General features: G+C 70.8%; 14 protein-coding genes. 8 read left to right on the top strand and 6 right to left on the bottom strand.

Annotated features, from left to right (window positions below; all coding sequences use genetic code 11):
- Positions 1 to 35 precede the first annotated feature (35 nt).
- Positions 36 to 830, top strand: coding sequence for a dioxygenase family protein (locus ACZ7NC_RS05910; RefSeq protein ID WP_471485256.1), 795 nt, complete (start codon positions 36 to 38; stop codon positions 828 to 830).
- An 80-nt stretch (positions 831 to 910) separates the two neighbouring features.
- On the opposite strand, the gene ACZ7NC_RS05905 is transcribed toward ACZ7NC_RS05910, so the two are convergent.
- Entirely contained in the window at positions 911 to 1,441 is a 531-nt protein-coding gene (locus tag ACZ7NC_RS05905; protein WP_471485254.1) for a GNAT family N-acetyltransferase, read from the bottom strand.
- A 182-nt stretch (positions 1,442 to 1,623) separates the two neighbouring features.
- Between ACZ7NC_RS05905 and ACZ7NC_RS05900 the strand changes: the two genes are divergently transcribed.
- Both ACZ7NC_RS05900 and ACZ7NC_RS05895 read left to right on the top strand, forming a co-directional pair.
- Complete coding sequence (locus tag ACZ7NC_RS05900) at positions 1,624 to 2,622, top strand: sigma-70 family RNA polymerase sigma factor (protein ID WP_471485252.1); 999 nt, start codon at positions 1,624 to 1,626, stop codon at positions 2,620 to 2,622.
- A gap of 426 nt (positions 2,623 to 3,048) precedes the next feature.
- Complete coding sequence (locus ACZ7NC_RS05895) at positions 3,049 to 3,654, top strand: TetR/AcrR family transcriptional regulator (RefSeq protein ID WP_471485386.1); 606 nt, start codon at positions 3,049 to 3,051, stop codon at positions 3,652 to 3,654.
- 67 nt (positions 3,655 to 3,721) lie between these two features.
- Here the strand turns inward: ACZ7NC_RS05895 and ACZ7NC_RS05890 are convergent, their stop codons facing one another.
- The gene (locus tag ACZ7NC_RS05890) at positions 3,722 to 4,687 is read right to left on the bottom strand and encodes a helix-turn-helix transcriptional regulator (RefSeq protein ID WP_471485250.1); all 966 of its coding nucleotides are present in this window, start codon (positions 4,685 to 4,687) and stop codon (positions 3,722 to 3,724) included.
- A 62-nt stretch (positions 4,688 to 4,749) separates the two neighbouring features.
- On the opposite strand from ACZ7NC_RS05890, the gene ACZ7NC_RS05885 reads away from it, so the two are divergent.
- The 5 genes from ACZ7NC_RS05885 (at position 4,750) to ACZ7NC_RS05865 (ending at position 10,902) form a co-directional block, all read left to right on the top strand.
- On the top strand, positions 4,750 to 6,315 hold the full coding sequence (locus ACZ7NC_RS05885; protein ID WP_471485248.1) for an MFS transporter: 1,566 nt from the start codon (positions 4,750 to 4,752) through the stop codon (positions 6,313 to 6,315).
- A 220-nt stretch (positions 6,316 to 6,535) separates the two neighbouring features.
- The gene (locus tag ACZ7NC_RS05880; protein WP_471485246.1) at positions 6,536 to 7,297 is read left to right on the top strand and encodes a DeoR/GlpR family DNA-binding transcription regulator; all 762 of its coding nucleotides are present in this window, start codon (positions 6,536 to 6,538) and stop codon (positions 7,295 to 7,297) included.
- A complete protein-coding gene (gene pfkB, locus ACZ7NC_RS05875) occupies positions 7,294 to 8,241 on the top strand; it encodes a 1-phosphofructokinase (protein ID WP_471485245.1) in 948 nt (315 codons plus the stop codon). Before ACZ7NC_RS05880 ends, pfkB begins: the two co-directional genes overlap by 4 nt.
- A 250-nt stretch (positions 8,242 to 8,491) precedes the next feature.
- Complete coding sequence (locus ACZ7NC_RS05870; RefSeq protein ID WP_471485243.1) at positions 8,492 to 10,543, top strand: PTS fructose transporter subunit IIABC; 2,052 nt, start codon at positions 8,492 to 8,494, stop codon at positions 10,541 to 10,543.
- Positions 10,544 to 10,647: 104 nt separating this feature from the next.
- Positions 10,648 to 10,902 carry a hypothetical protein gene (locus ACZ7NC_RS05865; protein WP_471485241.1) on the top strand — a complete coding sequence of 85 codons (255 nt, stop codon included), beginning with the start codon at positions 10,648 to 10,650 and terminating at the stop codon, positions 10,900 to 10,902.
- 11 nt (positions 10,903 to 10,913) lie between these two features.
- Here ACZ7NC_RS05865 and ACZ7NC_RS05860 read toward each other — a convergent pair whose 3' ends face one another.
- The 4 genes from ACZ7NC_RS05860 to ACZ7NC_RS05845 all read right to left on the bottom strand — a co-directional run bounded on the left by ACZ7NC_RS05860 (position 10,914) and on the right by ACZ7NC_RS05845 (position 15,604).
- Positions 10,914 to 11,660 (bottom strand): DUF6227 family protein, encoded by a 747-nt coding sequence (locus ACZ7NC_RS05860; RefSeq protein WP_471485239.1) that lies wholly within the window; start codon positions 11,658 to 11,660, stop codon positions 10,914 to 10,916.
- A gap of 188 nt (positions 11,661 to 11,848) precedes the next feature.
- Positions 11,849 to 13,066 (bottom strand): L,D-transpeptidase, encoded by a 1,218-nt coding sequence (locus ACZ7NC_RS05855; protein ID WP_471485237.1) that lies wholly within the window; start codon positions 13,064 to 13,066, stop codon positions 11,849 to 11,851.
- 205 nt (positions 13,067 to 13,271) lie between these two features.
- On the bottom strand, positions 13,272 to 14,312 hold the full coding sequence (locus ACZ7NC_RS05850; protein WP_471485235.1) for a P1 family peptidase: 1,041 nt from the start codon (positions 14,310 to 14,312) through the stop codon (positions 13,272 to 13,274).
- 53 nt (positions 14,313 to 14,365) lie between these two features.
- Positions 14,366 to 15,604 carry a low temperature requirement protein A gene (locus ACZ7NC_RS05845; protein WP_471485233.1) on the bottom strand — a complete coding sequence of 413 codons (1,239 nt, stop codon included), beginning with the start codon at positions 15,602 to 15,604 and terminating at the stop codon, positions 14,366 to 14,368.
- Positions 15,605 to 15,632: the final 28 nt, after the last annotated feature.

Here is a 15,632-nt window from a genome sequence, read left to right as displayed (position 1 = left end):
GCGAAGCAACTGAGTCTCCGGAGGGAGTCGCCGTCATGTCCGCCGTCACGCAGGAGCGCATGCCTGCTCTCTATCTCAGCCACGGCGCCCCGCCGCTCGCGGACGACCCGGTCTGGCCCGGCGAGCTCGCGGCCTGGTCTGCCGCTCTGCCGCGCCCCAAGGCGATCCTCATGGTCTCCGCCCACTGGGAGGAGGCCCCCCTGGCGATCGCTGCCACCGAGCCCGTCCCTCTCGTCTACGACTTCTGGGGATTCCCCGAGCACTACTACCAGGTGACCTATCCGGCCCCCGGCGCCCCCGAGCTCGCCGAGTCCGTACGGAAGCTGCTGCGCGCCCCGGGCATGCCCGTGCAGGACATCCCGGACCGCGGCCTCGACCACGGTGCCTACGTCCCGCTCGTCGAGATGTACCCCGCGGCCGACATCCCCGTCCTGCAGATCTCCATGCCGACCCTGGACCCCGTGAGGCTCATGGAGATCGGCCGCAAGCTGGCGCCGCTGCGCGACGAGGGCGTGCTGATCGTCGGCTCCGGCTTCTTCACCCACAACCTGGCCGCCCTGCGCCAGGAGGGCGTCCCCGCCTGGTCCGCGGAGTTCGACGACTGGGGGCGGCGGGCGCTGGAGGGCGGCGACTGGGACGCCCTGCTGGACTTCCTCCACAAGTCCCCGGCCGGCCGCTACGCCCACCCGCGCACCGAGCACTTCGCCCCGCTGTTCGTGACGATGGGCGCCGCGGACGCGGCCGGTGAGCAGACGGGCCAGGCGGGCCAGAAGTCCGTGATCGACGGGTTCTGGATGGGGCTGGCGAAGCGGTCCGTGCAGTTCGGCTGAGGCCCGTGACGGGCTTGGCTGAAGCCCTTCCCGTGCCTGGCTGAGACCTTTGCCGGGCTTGGCCGAGGCCCTTCCCGTGCCTACAACTCCTTCTCGTACCAGGCCACGTCCCAGTACCGGCCGAACTTGCGGCCGACCTCGCGATACGTGCCGATGTGCCGGAAGCCGAAGCGCTCGTGCAGGCGGGTGGACGCCTCGTTCGGCTGGGCGATGCCCGCGTAGGCGCGGTGCAGGTCCTCCTCGGCCAGGGCCTCGAACAGGGCCTTGTAGAGGAGGGTGCCGATGCCGCGCCGGCCGGCGTCCGGCGCGAGGTAGACGGTGACCTCCACGGAGGTGCCGTAGGCGGGCTTGGCCCGGAAAGGGCCGGATGTGGCATAGCCCAGAATCCGCTGTGAGTTCCCTTCGGGCCCGGCCTCCACGGCAACCATCAGCCGGTGCGGGCCGTCTTCAGGGTGGGAGACCAGCCAAGAGCGGCGCTCTTCCGGCGTGAAGGCCGCGGTGTCGAATGTGATGGCCGTCTCGCGTACATAGTGGTTGTAGATGTCGGTGAGGGCTTCGAGGTCTCCTTCGACTCCGGACCTGACCTGCACCTCTGTACGTTCCGACGACATCGGGCCTCCTCGTATGGCCGGGCAGGGTACTGCAAGATCAGAAAAATAGCGGGGTGGGTTGGGAATTCTGTCCTGATTCCAGTCGTTGTTTCCATCGGATGCAGGGCACTCGACAAGAGTCCCAAGCGTTCAAGAAGCAGCGTTAAGAAGCACCCGCCCGCCCACTTCGCAAGGGAGCACGCATGGCAACCCGTGCCGTCGCCCGTCGTCAGTCCGCCACCGGCGAGGCCGTCGACGCGGCACGCAGTGTTCGCGCCCATGGTGGCGAGATCGCGGACCGCGACCTGGTCGGCATGTACCTCGACGAGATCGCGCGCACGCCGCTACTCGACGCCGCCAAAGAGGTCGAGCTTTCGCAGATCATCGAGGCGGGTGTGTTCGCAAGGCAGGTCCTCGACGGATACGAGGAGGCCAAGGCGGACGCCACCCGTGAGGAACTGGAAGCGTTGGTCGCCGACGGCGAGCGGGCCAAGGACATCTTCATCCGTTCCAACCTCCGCCTGGTCGTGGCGGTGGCCCGGCGCTACCCGCGCAGCGGTCTCCCCCTCCTCGACCTGATCCAGGAGGGCAACGCCGGCCTGGTGCGCGCGGTCGAGAAGTTCGACTACCGCAAGGGCTTCAAGTTCTCGACGTACGCGACCTGGTGGATCCGTCAGGCGATCACCCGCTCGATAGCGGACCAGTCCCGCACCATCCGCCTCCCCGTCCACCTCGTGGAGGAGCTGGGCCGCATCCGCCGCGTCCAGCGCGAGTTCAACCGGGAGCACGGCCGCGACCCGGAGCCCGCGGAGATCGCCGCGGAGCTCGGTTCGAACGCGGAGCGTGTGACGGACGTCCTGGACTGGGCCCGCGACCCGGTCTCCCTGAACATGGCGGTGGACGACGAGGGCGAGACCCAGTTCGGCGACCTGCTGGAGGACACCTCCGCGGTCTCCCCGGAGCAGTCCGTCCTCACCCTCCTGCGCAGCGAGGAGCTGGACGACCTGATCGGCCGCCTCGACCAGCGCACGGCGTCCATCATCAAGATGCGGTACGGCATCGAGGACGGCCGAGAGCGCACGCTGACCGAGGTCGGCAAGGAGCACGGCCTGACCCGCGAGCGCATCCGCCAGATCGAGAAGCACGCCCTGCTGGAGCTGAAGAAGATGGCCCGCAGCACCGGCTTCGACGCGGCCGCGTAGTCCTCCGCCCGAGTCCTCCGTGCGAGTCCTCCGTCCGCAAGGGCGGGGGCGTACGCCGGGTGGCCAAAGACCGCGCAAACATGGCGATGTAACGCCGCTTCAATTCACAGGGACCGGGAAAAAGACCTCCAGGCAAGGGAGTTCGGCCCCCCGACACCCCCACCACACATACCAACGGACCAAGTCCCGACGCACTCCCCCCGGCGCCGGGACTTCCCCCGAGTCGGGCTTCGGCGCCTATCCCCCCTGGGTGCCGGAGCCCGGCTCATTTTCTGCGGCGGGCCGACCGGACGGGTGGGCCACCCCGTACCTGAACCACGGGGTCGCCCACCCGGATGGCAGATTGTGCCACATGGGCATAGCCTGCCGAGCGTGAGCAGCCCCATCTCCCCCTCACTGACGGAACGCCGCAAGGCGGCGACCCGCATGGAGATCGCCCGCGCGGCGGCCGCCCTCTTCGTGCGACAGGGCCTTCGGGCCACCCGGGCCGAGGACATCGCCCAGGCGGCAGGCATCGCCCCGCGCACGTTCTACCGCTACTTCGCCACCAAGGAGGAGGCGGTGGCCCCCCTCTACGCGGCCGGCGCCGCCCGCTGGACCCAGGCCGTCCGCAACGCCCCCGCCGACCTCTCCCTCCCCGAGGCCCTGGAACACGCGGCCCACCACACCCTCACCCCCGGCGCAGGTGTCTCGGCGGCGTCCTGGGACTGGGTCCGCACCCTGGTCCGCCTTGCCACATCGAGCCCGGCCCTGCGAAGGGTGTGGGCCGAGGTCTGCCACGAGTCGGAGGAGAAGCTGGCGGAGGTCCTGGCCCACAGAAGCCGGGACAACGTTGCAGACAACGTTGCCGAACCCCCTTCTCCGGCCCTCGACTTCGCCGCCGCGGTGGCAGCAGCCTCGGTACGAGTAGCAGTGGAAACATGGGCATCCGGCACCGCCCCCGCAGAGGGCCCGGACGGCCCGGCGGCCCTGGCGATGCGCAACTTGGCGGCGCTGAGGACGTTCCCATGGGATGAGATCGCCCCGTCCTGAACCCACAGCCGAAACGCACCCACAGCAACTCAGCGCAGCGGGCCCCCGCGGGCATCCCGCCCCCCACTCACCCCGCGGCGGCCCGACTCAACCGCCCGCCCAACTCCCGTACACACTCCACGAGTTCCACCGGCTCCCGCACAGTGAACTCAAACCCGAGCAACACCAACCGCACCGCCAACCACTCCACCGCGTCCCCCACGGTGGCCCGCAGCCGACAGCACTCCGCACCCATCGGCTCCGGCACCCCCAACCACCGGGGAACCCGCGCCGCGACAGCCTCGGCGGACGCCGCGAACGTCACCTCGAAGTCGTACGACGCCTGATGCCGCTGCATGGAACGCCGTAGGTACTCCGCGGCGTTCCCCGTAGGCAACTCCCGCGGAGCGAACCGCGCCCCGGTCGCGAACGGCTCGCTCACCCGGTCCACCCGGAACGTGCGCCAGTCGGCGCGATCGAGGTCGTATGCGACGAGGTACCAGCGGCGCCCGGTCGAGACGAGCCGGTACGGCTCCGCCAGGCGCCGCGACTCGGTGCCGTCCGCGGCGCGATAGGCGAACCGCAACCGCTCCCGCCCCGCCACACTCGACGCCATCACGGTCAGCGTCTCGGGCGCGATGCTCGCCCCGTCCCCACTGGTCAACGGCGTGGTCGCGGCCTGCAGCGTGGTCACCCGGTGCCGCAACCGCGACGGCAGCACCTGCTCCAGCTTCGCCAGCGCCCGCACCGACGCCTCCTCCACCCCCTCGACCGCATGCCCGGCCCCGGCCCGCAGCCCGACCGCGATGGCCACGGCCTCCTCGTCGTCCAGTACGAGCGGCGGCATCGCCTTGCCCGCGACGAGCCGATAGCCGCCCTCCGCCCCCATGGTCGCCTGCACCGGATACCCCAGCTCCCGCAGCCGGTCGATGTCACGCCGCACCGTCCGTCGGGACACCCCGAGCCGGTCGGCGAGCTCACCGCCGGGCCATTCGCGGGGCGTCTGGAGAAGGGAGAGGAGTGTCAGAAGCCGTGCCGGAGTGTCCCTCGTCATGAATCCGAGGATGCCGCAGTACTAGGACACGATCTGACCTAATGAAGGAATACCTTCAAGCCATGACCTCAACCGGGACAGAACCAGCACTCGTGATCCACCCCAGCGCACCGGGCGACCGCCGTCGATGGTTCGCCCTGGCGATCGTCATGACCGCGGCCTTCATGGACCTCGTCGACGTCACGATCGTCAACATCGCCATCCCGTCGATCCAGCGGGACGCCGGCGCGTCCTTCAGTCAGATCCAGTGGATCACCGCCGGCTATGCCCTGGCCTTCGCCGCCGGCCTGATCACCGGCGGTCGTCTCGGTGACATACATGGCCGAAAGCGGCTGTTCCTGATCGGTATCGGCGGCTTCACCCTGGCCTCGGCCCTGTGCGGCTTCGCCGCGAACCCGGAGATGCTGGTGGCCTCCCGCATCCTGCAGGGCGCGATGGCGGCGCTGATGGTCCCGCAGGTGCTGTCGATCGTGCACGCGACGTTCCCGGCGCACGAACGCGGCAAGGTCTTCGGCCTGTTCGGCGCGGTCGTCGGACTTGGCGCGGTCACCGGTCCACTGCTCGGCGCACTGCTGACGGAGTGGAACCTCTTCGGTCTCGAATGGCGCCCGATCTTCCTGATCAACCTGCCCGTCGGCATCGCGGGTCTGATCCTCGGCAGCCGCTTCATCACGGAGTCCAAGGCCCCGAAGGCACTGAAGCTGGACCTGGTCGGCGTCGCGCTCGTCACCCTCGGCCTGCTGATGCTGCTGTACCCGCTCACCCGTGGCCGTGAGCTGGGCTGGCCGCTGCGGGGGTATGTGTCGATGGCGGGCGCACTCGTCGTCCTCGGGGTGCTGGTGGCGTATGAGCGTCGCAAGGCCGCCCGCGACGGCTCCCCGCTCGTCGAACTGTCGCTGTTCAAGGTGAAGAGCTTCGCGGCCGGCATCGCGGTGCAGACCGTCTTCGGTATTGCGCTCGGCATCTTCTTCCTGGTGTGGACGCTGTACATGCAGTTCGGCCTGGGCTGGAGCCCGCTGAAGGCGGGCCTGACCGGGATCCCGTTCTCGATCGCGGTCTCGACGGCGGCCGGCATGTCCGTGCAGGCGCTGGTCCCGCGCTTCGGCCGCAAGGTGCTCCAGGCGGGTGCGCTGGTGATGGCGATCGGCGTTCTGCTCTACATCTGGGAGGCCGGCCGCTACGGCCTTTCCATCGCCCCCTGGCAGATGGCCCTGCCCCTGGTCGTGATGGGCGTCGGCATGGGCCTGATCGTGGCCCCGCTGACGGACGCGATCCTGTCGGAGGTGCCGCGCGAGCACGCGGGTTCGGCGTCGGGCCTCATCAACACTGTCCAGCAGATGGGCAACGCGCTCGGCCTCGGCCTGGTCTCGGTGGTCTTCTTCGGGGTCGTCGACGACAGGCTGACGGAGTCCGCGCAGGCCCCGCAGGGCCCGCAGGCGGCCGCGGCCTTCGCGGACGGCTTCCAGCACGCGCTGGGCTGGGTGGCCGCGGTGATGGGCGCGATCTTCCTGCTGATGTTCGCGCTGCCGAAGCGGCCGGCACTGCACGTCGAGGGAGCTGCCGAGGCGTCCGGGTCCGAGGCGGGCCCGGGGCCGGAGCCGGAGAAGGAGCCCGCGCTGGTGGGCTGAGAGCGGGGGGAGAGAGACGGTGGCCCGGCACTTCGTTGCCGGGCTTTTCGTCGTTCCCGCACGTCCAGTCGTACCCACTCATGCCCACTCATGCCCACTCACGCCCAGGTCGGACGCCATTCATGCCCGATTGGGTCCGGACCTGTTTACTTCCTGGAAATCCGGGCGTACTCTCCCTGTCGAAACCACAAGTTCGGGCACAGTTCGGAGGCGAACGGACATGTACGCACCGGAGCGGCAGCAGGAGATTCTCCGGCTGGCCCGTGACGGGGGCCGGGTGGACGTCCTGTCGCTGGCCGAGGAGTTCCAGGTCACGGCGGAGACGATCCGCCGGGACCTGAAGGCCCTCGACCGCGCCGGGCTGGTGCGCCGGGTGCACGGTGGCGCGATCCCGGCCGGGCGACTGGACTTCGAGCCGGACCTCGCCGAGCGGGAGGGCACCGCGGCTGACGAGAAGGACCGCATCGCGAAGGCGGCCCTCGCCGAGCTGCCCACCGAGGGCACGATGATCGTCGACGCCGGTACGACGGTGGCCCGGCTGGCCGCCGCGCTGCCGCTGGAGGCGTCCCTGACCGTCGTCACCCACAGCCTGCCCATCGCGGCCCGTCTCGCGGATCACCCCGGCATCCAGCTCCACCTCGTCGGGGGGCGCGTACGGCACCGTACGCGCGCCGCCGTGGACGCCTGGGCGCTGCGTGCGTACGGCGAGATCCGTGCCGACGTCCTGTTCGTCGCGGCCAACGGCTTCTCCGTCGAGCACGGTCTGACCACCCCCGACCTCGCCGAGGCCGCGGTGAAGCGCGCGGCGGTGGCCGCGGCCCGCCGTGTGGTGATGCTCGCCGACTCCGCCAAGCACGGCCAGGAGCACTTCGCCCGCTTCGGCGACCTGAGCGATGTGGACCTGCTGATCACCGACAGCGGGCTGAGCCAAGAAGACGCCACCGCCATCGAGCGCGGCGGCACGGAAGTAGTGCGCGCATGATCCTCACCGTCACCCCGAACCCGTCCCTGGACCGCACCTACGAGGTCCCCTCCCTCGACCGGGGCGAGGTCATCCGCGCCACCGGCGAGCGCATGGACCCGGGCGGCAAGGGCGTGAACGTCTCGCGCGCGGTCGCGGCCGCCGGACAGCGCACGGTCGCGGTCCTGCCCCTGGGTGGTGCGCCCGGCGCACTGGTCGCCGACCTGCTCGACGCGCAGGGAATCGAGGTCGCACCGGTCCCGGTCACCGGCGCCACCCGCTCCAACATCGCGCTCGCGGAGTCGGACGGCGTACTCACGAAGATCAACGCGCCGGGACCCGAACTGTCGACGGCCGAGCAGGAACTGCTCCTGGAGACGGTGCGCGAGCAGTCGCGCGACGCGGACTGGATCGCCTGCTGCGGCAGCCTCCCGCGCGGGCTCGCCCCGTCCTGGTACGCCGATGTCGTCGCGCGGGCGCACGACGGGGGCGCGCGGATCGCGCTGGACACCTCCGGGCGCGCTCTCCTCGAAGCGCTGCGGGCCCGGCCCGACGTGGTGAAGCCGAACGCCGAGGAGCTCGCGGCGGCGGTCGGGCGCTCCCTGGCCACCGTGGGCGACGCGTTGAAGGCCGCCGAGGAGTTGCGCGCGATGGGCGCACACGCGGTACTCGCGAGCCTGGGCGCCGACGGGCAGCTGCTCGTGGACGACGCGGGCGCCTGGTTCGGCAGCGCGCGCGTGGACACCGTACGCAGCAATGTCGGCGCCGGTGACTCCTCGCTCGCCGGCTTCCTGATCGCCGGCGGCAGCGGTCCGGAGGCGCTCGCCTCGGCGGTCGCCCATGGCGCGGCGGCCGTGCGGCTGCCCGGCAGCGTGATGCCGTCCCCGGCCGACCTGGACCGGGCGGCGGTGACGGTCACGGCCGAGGTGCCGATGGACCGCGTACTGAAGGAGCCGGCGTCATGACCAATGTCGTGGTTGTCACATTTCTTGCCGATCGGTCCCGTCGGCGGCGAAGCTCGCCCTTAGCCACGGCCATCGACGGACGGCAGCGCCTTCTGAGCCGCTCTGCCGCCCGGCGGGGGCGGGTCTTCCCCGAGCCCGCCTCCGCCACCCCCGCGACCCCCCACCACAGCCCCGCCACCCCCCATGGCACCCCCGTCCCCTTCACCGCCCACCAGACTCCCCGGGCGATACGCGTGCGAAGGAGCCCGCGATGAGCGACATGATCACCGCGGACCTGGTCGATCTCGACCTGTCCGCCGACACCAAGGAAGCGGCGGCGCGCGCCCTCGCCGAACGCATGGTGGCCCTGGGCCGGGTGACCGACCTGGAGGGCTTCCTCGCCGACGTGGCCGCCCGCGAGGCACAGATGCCCACCGGCCTCGACGGCGGCATCGGCATCCCGCACTGCCGCAGCGAGCACGTCACCGAGCCGACGCTCGCCTTCGGGCGCAGCGCCGCCGGTATCGACTTCGGCGCGACGGACGGCCCGGCCGACCTGATCTTCCTGATCGCCGCTCCGGCGGGCGCGGACGACGCCCATCTGACGATCCTGTCGTCGCTGGCCCGGCAGCTGATGAACACCGAGTTCACGGACGCGCTGCGGTCCGTGGGCGACGCGGCGTCGGCGGCGGCGCTGATCCGCGGCGAGGAGCCCCCGGCGGCCGAGTCCTCCGACGCCGGGACCTCCCAGGACTCCGTGGCGTCGTCGGTGGCGGCCTCCGCCGACGCCGCCACGGGCACCACCCCCGCGGCTACGGCCACCGAGCGCCCCTTCCGCATCGTCGCCGTCACCTCCTGCCCGACCGGCATCGCCCACACGTACATGGCGGCCGAGTCGCTGGAGAACGCGGGCCGCGAGGCGGGCGTCGAACTCGTCGTCGAGACACAGGGCTCGGCCGGGTTCACCCGGCTCGACCCGGCCGTCATCGCGGCGGCGGACGGCGTGATCTTCGCCCACGACGTGGCCGTACGGGAGAAGGACCGGTTCGCCGGCAAGCCGACCGTGGACACCGGCGTGAAGGCGGGCATCAACCGCCCCGCCGAACTCATCGCCGAGGTGCGCGAGAAGGCGGCCCGCGGTGAGGTCACGGCGGCCGCCCGGCCCGGCACCCCCGTCGAGCGCACGGGCGAGCCCGGCGAGGGCTACGGCACCAAGCTGCGCAAGTGGCTGATGTCCGGCGTGAGCTACATGGTCCCGTTCGTCGCGGCCGGCGGTCTGCTGATCGCGCTGGGCTTCGCGATCGGCGGCTACCAGATCAACGAGGCCAAGTCGGTCACCGAGCACTTCGACTGGGGCCAGGTCGACAGCTGGGGCGCACTGCTGTTCCAGATCGGCGCGGCCGCGTTCGGCTTCCTCGTCCCGGTCCTCGCCGGGTACATCGCGTACGGCATGGCGGACCGGCCAGGGCTCGTGCCCGGCTTCGTCGGCGGCGCGATCTCCGTGACGATCGGCGCCGGGTTCCTCGGTGGTCTGGTCGCCGGTCTGATCGCCGGTGGTGTGGTCCTCGGTATCCAGCGGATCAACATCCCGCCGGTCATGCGCGGCATCATGCCGGTGGTGGTGATCCCGCTGGTCTCCTCGGCGGTCGTCGGCTTCCTGATGTTCGTGGTGATCGGCAAGCCGATCTCCGAGGCGCAGAAGGGCCTCACCGACTGGCTGAACAGCCTCTCCGGCACCAACGCCGTCCTGCTCGGCGTCCTGCTCGGCCTGATGATGTGCTTCGACCTCGGCGGCCCGGTCAACAAGGTGGCCTACACCTTCGCCACGGCCGGCATCTCGGTCGCGGCGCCCAGCGACTCCGCGATGAAGATCATGGCCGCCGTGATGGCCGCCGGTATGGTCCCGCCGCTGGGCATGGCCCTGGCCACCACCATCCGCAAGAAGCTGTTCACCACCGCCGAGCGCGAGAACGGCAAGGCGGCCTGGGTCCTCGGTGCCTCCTTCATCTCCGAGGGCGCGATCCCGTTCGCCGCGGCCGACCCGCTGCGCGTGATCCCCGCCTCCATGGCGGGTGGCGCGGTCACCGGCGCGCTGACCATGGCCTTCGGCTCGACCCTGCGCGCCCCGCACGGCGGCATCTGGGTCACCTTCCTGATCGGCAAGCCGTTCCTGTACCTGCTGGCCATCGCGGCCGGTACAGCGGTCACGGCGGGCCTGGTCATCCTGCTGAAGGGCATGCGCAAGACGGCGCCGGAGGGCGTCGCGGACTCCGTGTCCCCGGCGGCGAAGGCGGCCGAGGCGAAGCAGCCGGTCGCCGCGTAAGGCTCCCGCTTGTCCCTTTGGGGCGCTGTGAGTTGTTCACGGCACCTGCGAGATACGTCACGGTCCGGGCCCAAAGGCCCGGACCGTGTTGTCTACTGGAGCGCATGCCTGAGAACGTCTCGATCCTCCAGCTGCTGGGTCCGGTCGTCCTCGCCCTGGCGGCCGCGCTGTGGGTGATCGGACTGGCCCGCATCCTGCGCCGCACCCGCCCCCAGGCGACCTCATGGCATGCGGACCCGAAGCTCCCCGGCCTCCCGCACCAGCGGCAGACCGCCCCCGCGCTGGAGGCCGTCGAACTCACCCCGGCGGAACGGGATGCTTTCGCGGGCCTCATGCGACAGCTCAACGACGGCCGCTGAAAGGCCGCGTGTTACGGCACCTGGGCCGCCCGCCGCTCCATCGCGTCACGCGCCGCGTCCTCGCTGGTGTACACCTCGCACATGTGCCGCCCGTCCGGCGTCGCCGTGTGCTCGACCTCCCACAGGGAGACCTCCTCGCCGTCGCGCAGCAGGAAGGCATGCTCGTAGAGCGAGAAGCACAGCCCGGCGCGGCTCGCACGGCCTGGGCGCCCGAAGGCCTGCGTGATCTGGTGCGCGCACGCCGTGGTCAGCAGCGCGGCCGTCTCCGTGCCCGGCCGGTCGGCGTTCTCCGCCCGGCGCAGCAGCCGGCGCGCGTGGTCCGCCGAGTCGTCCGGCACATACGCGTGCCGGGGCGCGGGGATCGGCGACAGCTGCACCGTCACCGGCAGTTCGAAGTCCGGCGCGTCCTGCGGCAGCGGCAGCCGCGCGGTCGCGGCGCGCAGCTCCTCCTCGTCCGCGTACACCTCGTGCTGCGGGTCGCGGCCCCGCGCGGTGTTGTGGACGAGCTCCCACAGCGTCAGCGCCGACCCGTCGGCCAGCAGCCAGGTGTGCCGGTACGTCTCGCGGTGCAGCCCCGCGCTGTGGTGCGCGGAGTGCAGCGAGCTGTCGTGAGCCAGCGCACAGTCGAGCCGCCGTATCGCCTCGTCGGGCAACTCGAAGGAGTTCAGGGCGCGGCCGAGGAGTCGCGCGAGATGCTCCTCCGGAGACTCCGGCGACTCGGGTGGTTCGTACGCTGCCGTCTCGTACGGAACGCTCAAGGTTTCTCCCGGCGTTGCTGCATGTCACCTTGTGGGTGCATACCGTAGCCCCTCAGTCGGACATCATGTCCGGGAACCGAGAAAACGTACGTCCGGTAAAACGCGCGGGCCGCGCGAGAAGTTCCCGCGCGGCCCGGTGAACTGTCAAGAATCCCTGTTCGGACGGCACTTCAGGGGCGAGGAGTGGATCAGGCGGCGCTGCCCGCGACCCATTCGCTCCACGTCATGTTCCAGCCGCTGAGCCCGTTGTCCGGCGTCACGTTCTTGTCGGGGGAGTTCTTGACGATCACCACGTCGCCGATGAGCGAGTTGTCGAAGAACCACTTGGAGGGCGTGGCCCCCTGTCCGCCCTTCACGTCCTGAAGGCCGACGCACCCATGGCTGGTGCCCTGGCTGCCGAAGGGCGGATTGCCCTTGTTGTACCAGTAGTTGCCGTGGATGAAGGTCCCCGACGTCGTCAGCCGCATCGCGTTGGGCACGTCCTTGATGTCGTACGCGTCGGCGAGGTTGACCGTGCGACTGTCCATGTGCAGCTTCTTGTACTTCTCGGAGATCACCATCTGCCCGTTGTAGGTGGAGAACTCCGAGCTGCCCGCCGAGATCGGCACCGACTTGATCGTCGCGCCGTCCCGCACGACCGTCATCGTCTGTGTGTTGACGTCGACGGTCGAGACCTGCGAGCGCCCGATGGTGAAGGTGACCGTCTTCTTCTGCACGCCGTAGACGCCGTTCGCGCCCTCCACGCCGTCCAGGTCGATCTTCATGGTGACCTTGGAGCCGGCCTTCCAGTACTCCTCGGGCCGGAAGTCGAGCCGCTGTGTGCCGAACCAGTGCCCGGCCACCTTCTGGCCACTGCTGGAGGTGACCGAGATGTGCGACTGCACGGCCTTCTTGTCGCTGATCGCCTTGTCGAAGTTGAACGACACCGGCATGCCGACGCCGACCGTGGTGCCGTCGTCGGGCGTGTACGTCCCTATGAAGCTGTTGCTCGAACTGACGGTGGTGAAGGTGGAGTCGGCGGCCGTGCTGCGCCCGTCCCCGTCCTTCGCGGTGGCCGATACCTGGTACTTCGTCCCCCGCTCCAGCTGCTCCGCGGGCTTCCAGGTGCCCCCGTCGGCCGACAGGGAGCCCGGCACGGCCTTCCCGCTGTCCGCCACCGTCATCTTCACCTCGGTCAGCTTGCCGTCGCTGACCTTCACACCGGTCGAGTTGATCGACGCCCCGGTCGAGCCGTTCTTCGCCGAGATCACGATCTTCGCGGCGGACTTCCCGGGTGAGTCCTCGCCGCCCTTGCCGTCGTTGTCGGCGTTGGCGCCCCCACCGCAGGCGGTGAGCGTCAGAGCGCCGATCATCAGGGCGGCACAGGCCCCCAGCGTGCGCCGCGCTGCTATGTCCGGCGTTGTCAAGATCTGCTCCATCTTCATGCGATCTGCGGGATACGTTTCGTTCCACGGAGGAAGAGGCCCCCGCCACTGGAGCGGGTTCCCCGCGTTCGCGGTGAATGCCATCACGTGACAGAACCGCGACAATCCCTCGCGCGCAGTGGCGGGAGAGCTGCGGGCGGGGAAGGGGCGGGCGGGGAAGGGACGGGGAAGGGGGGTGAGCCGTCCGTCAGCTCTCGCCGCCGTTGCTCCCGTACAACTCCCCGTACGACGGCCACACCCCACCCGCCCCGTCCACCGACTCCGCCGCCCGCACGGCCCGTACGATCGCCCGCGTCACCGCGTCCGCGCCCGCCGCGAGAATCTCGTTCAGCGCGAGCGGATTCCCCGCGTCGAGCGGGCGCTCCCCGGTGGCCAGCGCGAACACGGTGTCCCCGTCGTTGAGCAGATGCACCGGCCGCACGGCCCGCGCGATGCCGTCGTGCGCGGTGCCGGCCAGCTTCTGCGCCTGCGCCTTCGACAGGTCCGCGTCGGTGGCGACCACGGCGAGCGTGGTGTTCAACGGGGGCGGCGCGTTGCGCGCAGCGGTCTCGGCGAGTCGCCGGCCCGCGGCCTGGTGCACCTTCTCCTGCGGGTACTCCACCCGCCCTTGCAGCAACTCCCCGTACAGCACCCCCGTTTCCGGATCCACGGCCGACCCCGCCGCGTTGGCCACCACCAGCGCGGCCACCGTGATCCCCGAGTCCAGCACCCTGCTCGCGGTGCCGATCCCGCCCTTGACCGGCCCGACGGTGGCTCCGGTGCCGGCGCCCACGCAGCCCTGCCGCACCGACGCGCCGGCCTCGCTCGCCGCGGCCGCCTCGACCGCCGCCCGCCCGGTGCCCGCGTCCGGCCGTGCCCGGAAGTCGCCGCCCCGCCCCAGATCGAAGACACAGGCGGCGGGCACCACCGGCACGACATGCGCCGGATCCACCCCCACGCGCACCCCGCGCCGCTGCTCCTCCAGCCAGGCCATCACCCCGGACGCCGCGTCGAGCCCGTACGCGCTGCCGCCGGTCAGCACGATCGCCTCGACCTTCTGCACGAGGTTGCGCGGATCGAGCGCGTCCGTCTCCTTGGTGCCGGGACCACCGCCGCGCACGTCCACGGCGGCGACGGCCCCGCCCTCGGGCGCGAGGACGACCGTGGTGCCGGTGAGCCAACCGTCCCCGGTGCGCGTCGCGTGTCCCACCCGCAGCCCGGCGACATCTGTCAGAGCGTCAACTGTCATGGGGCCAGTCTCGTCCAGCCGCGCCCACCGAGTCGGGCACCGGGCCGGGTCGATCAGGCCATCGGCGCCGGCACCGCCGTCCCGCGCTCCCGGGCTCTCATACGCGCCGCAAGCGTCTCCCCGGTCGCCACCGCGCACGCCGTGACCAGGCCGGCCGTGAACACCGCCCACTCACCCAGGAAGGTGCAGCAGATCACCAGCAGGGCCGTGGCCGGCAGCACTGTCTGCTGGGCGATGCCCACCTTGAAGTAACGCGAGTGCAGCGCCCAGACGGTGAGCAGATAGAGCGCCGTCGGCAGGGTCACCGCGGCCGACGCGGCCAGCGTCGAGATGTGCGCCTTGCCGATGGCCTGCTCGACCGCCACCTCCAGACCGGCGCCGATCGCGGCCGCCGAGGCGAAGACCACGTAGTGGCCGTAACCCCACAGGAACGCCTGCTTGTTGGAGCGCAGATGGCCGTGGATCGGCACCACGAAGTAGATCCACCAGGCGGCGAAGATGATCAGCAGTCCGCCCGCGGCGATCGGCAGCAGCTCGCCCAGCGCGTCGTTCTCGTCGATGCCGGTCTTGACGGCCACCGTGGCCGCCGCGATGGTCTCGCCGAGCACGATGATCGTGAACAGCCCGTACCGCTCGGCGATGTGGTGCGGGTGCCAGGACGTGGGGTGGTCCTTCTCCGCGTACGGCGGCACGCACATCTCGAGGACGGCCATCACCAGGAACAGCCAGGGTCTGGCGTTCTCGGGCAGGAGCACCAGGCCCACCCAGCCGATCTGGCACAGCAGCACACCGCCGGCGTACCGCAGGGCCATCGTCCGTTCCGGGCCGTCGCTCGATCTGGCCGCTTGCAGCCACTGCGTCACCATGGCGAGCCGCATGATCACATAGCCCAGCAGCACCGCCAGGTACTCGTGGTCCTCGAACGCCTGGGAGACCCCGGCCGCCAGGACCAGCACACCGGCGATCTGGATCAGGGTGACGACCCGGTAGAGGATGTCGTCGTTGTCGTAGGCGGAGGCGAACCAGGTGAAGTTCATCCACGCCCACCAGATGGCGAAGAAGACCATCGCGTAGTCGAGGATCCCCTGGCCCGGGTGGCCCTCGGCGATCGCGTGCACCAGCTGGATGCCCGCCTGGGCGATGGCCACGACGAAACACAGGTCGAAGAAGAGTTCCAGCGGAGTGGCGACCCGGTGCGTCTCACCCCGTCCACGGGCGGTGAGCCTGCGCAGTGGGCGACGGCCTCCGGGCGGGCGAGGGGAGTCCGGCGCGGGAGTGGAACTGGACGTCATGGGGTCAAGCACAGCAGATGGAGCGGGG

The sequence above is a fragment of the Streptomyces sp. NPDC111802 genome (genome assembly GCF_055634335.1).
The sequence above is the reverse complement of the archived record's forward strand: the minus strand, read 5'-3'. Positions and strand labels throughout refer to the sequence as shown.

What these genes read in the sequence shown, in the direction of transcription:
- ACZ7NC_RS05885 (WP_471485248.1), top strand. Translation starts at nt 4,750, where the DNA reads ATGACCTCAACCGGGACAGAACCAGCACTCGTGATCCACCCCAGCGCA.
- ACZ7NC_RS05895 (WP_471485386.1), top strand. Translation starts at nt 3,049, where the DNA reads ATGGAGATCGCCCGCGCGGCGGCCGCCCTCTTCGTGCGACAGGGCCTT.
- pfkB (WP_471485245.1), top strand. Translation starts at nt 7,294, where the DNA reads ATGATCCTCACCGTCACCCCGAACCCGTCCCTGGACCGCACCTACGAG.
- ACZ7NC_RS05890 (WP_471485250.1), bottom strand. Translation starts at nt 4,687, where the DNA reads ATGACGAGGGACACTCCGGCACGGCTTCTGACACTCCTCTCCCTTCTC.
- ACZ7NC_RS05850 (WP_471485235.1), bottom strand. Translation starts at nt 14,312, where the DNA reads ATGACAGTTGACGCTCTGACAGATGTCGCCGGGCTGCGGGTGGGACAC.
- ACZ7NC_RS05870 (WP_471485243.1), top strand. Translation starts at nt 8,492, where the DNA reads ATGAGCGACATGATCACCGCGGACCTGGTCGATCTCGACCTGTCCGCC.
- ACZ7NC_RS05865 (WP_471485241.1), top strand. Translation starts at nt 10,648, where the DNA reads ATGCCTGAGAACGTCTCGATCCTCCAGCTGCTGGGTCCGGTCGTCCTC.
- ACZ7NC_RS05905 (WP_471485254.1), bottom strand. Translation starts at nt 1,441, where the DNA reads ATGTCGTCGGAACGTACAGAGGTGCAGGTCAGGTCCGGAGTCGAAGGA.
- ACZ7NC_RS05900 (WP_471485252.1), top strand. Translation starts at nt 1,624, where the DNA reads ATGGCAACCCGTGCCGTCGCCCGTCGTCAGTCCGCCACCGGCGAGGCC.
- ACZ7NC_RS05910 (WP_471485256.1), top strand. Translation starts at nt 36, where the DNA reads ATGTCCGCCGTCACGCAGGAGCGCATGCCTGCTCTCTATCTCAGCCAC.
- ACZ7NC_RS05845 (WP_471485233.1), bottom strand. Translation starts at nt 15,604, where the DNA reads ATGACGTCCAGTTCCACTCCCGCGCCGGACTCCCCTCGCCCGCCCGGA.
- ACZ7NC_RS05880 (WP_471485246.1), top strand. Translation starts at nt 6,536, where the DNA reads ATGTACGCACCGGAGCGGCAGCAGGAGATTCTCCGGCTGGCCCGTGAC.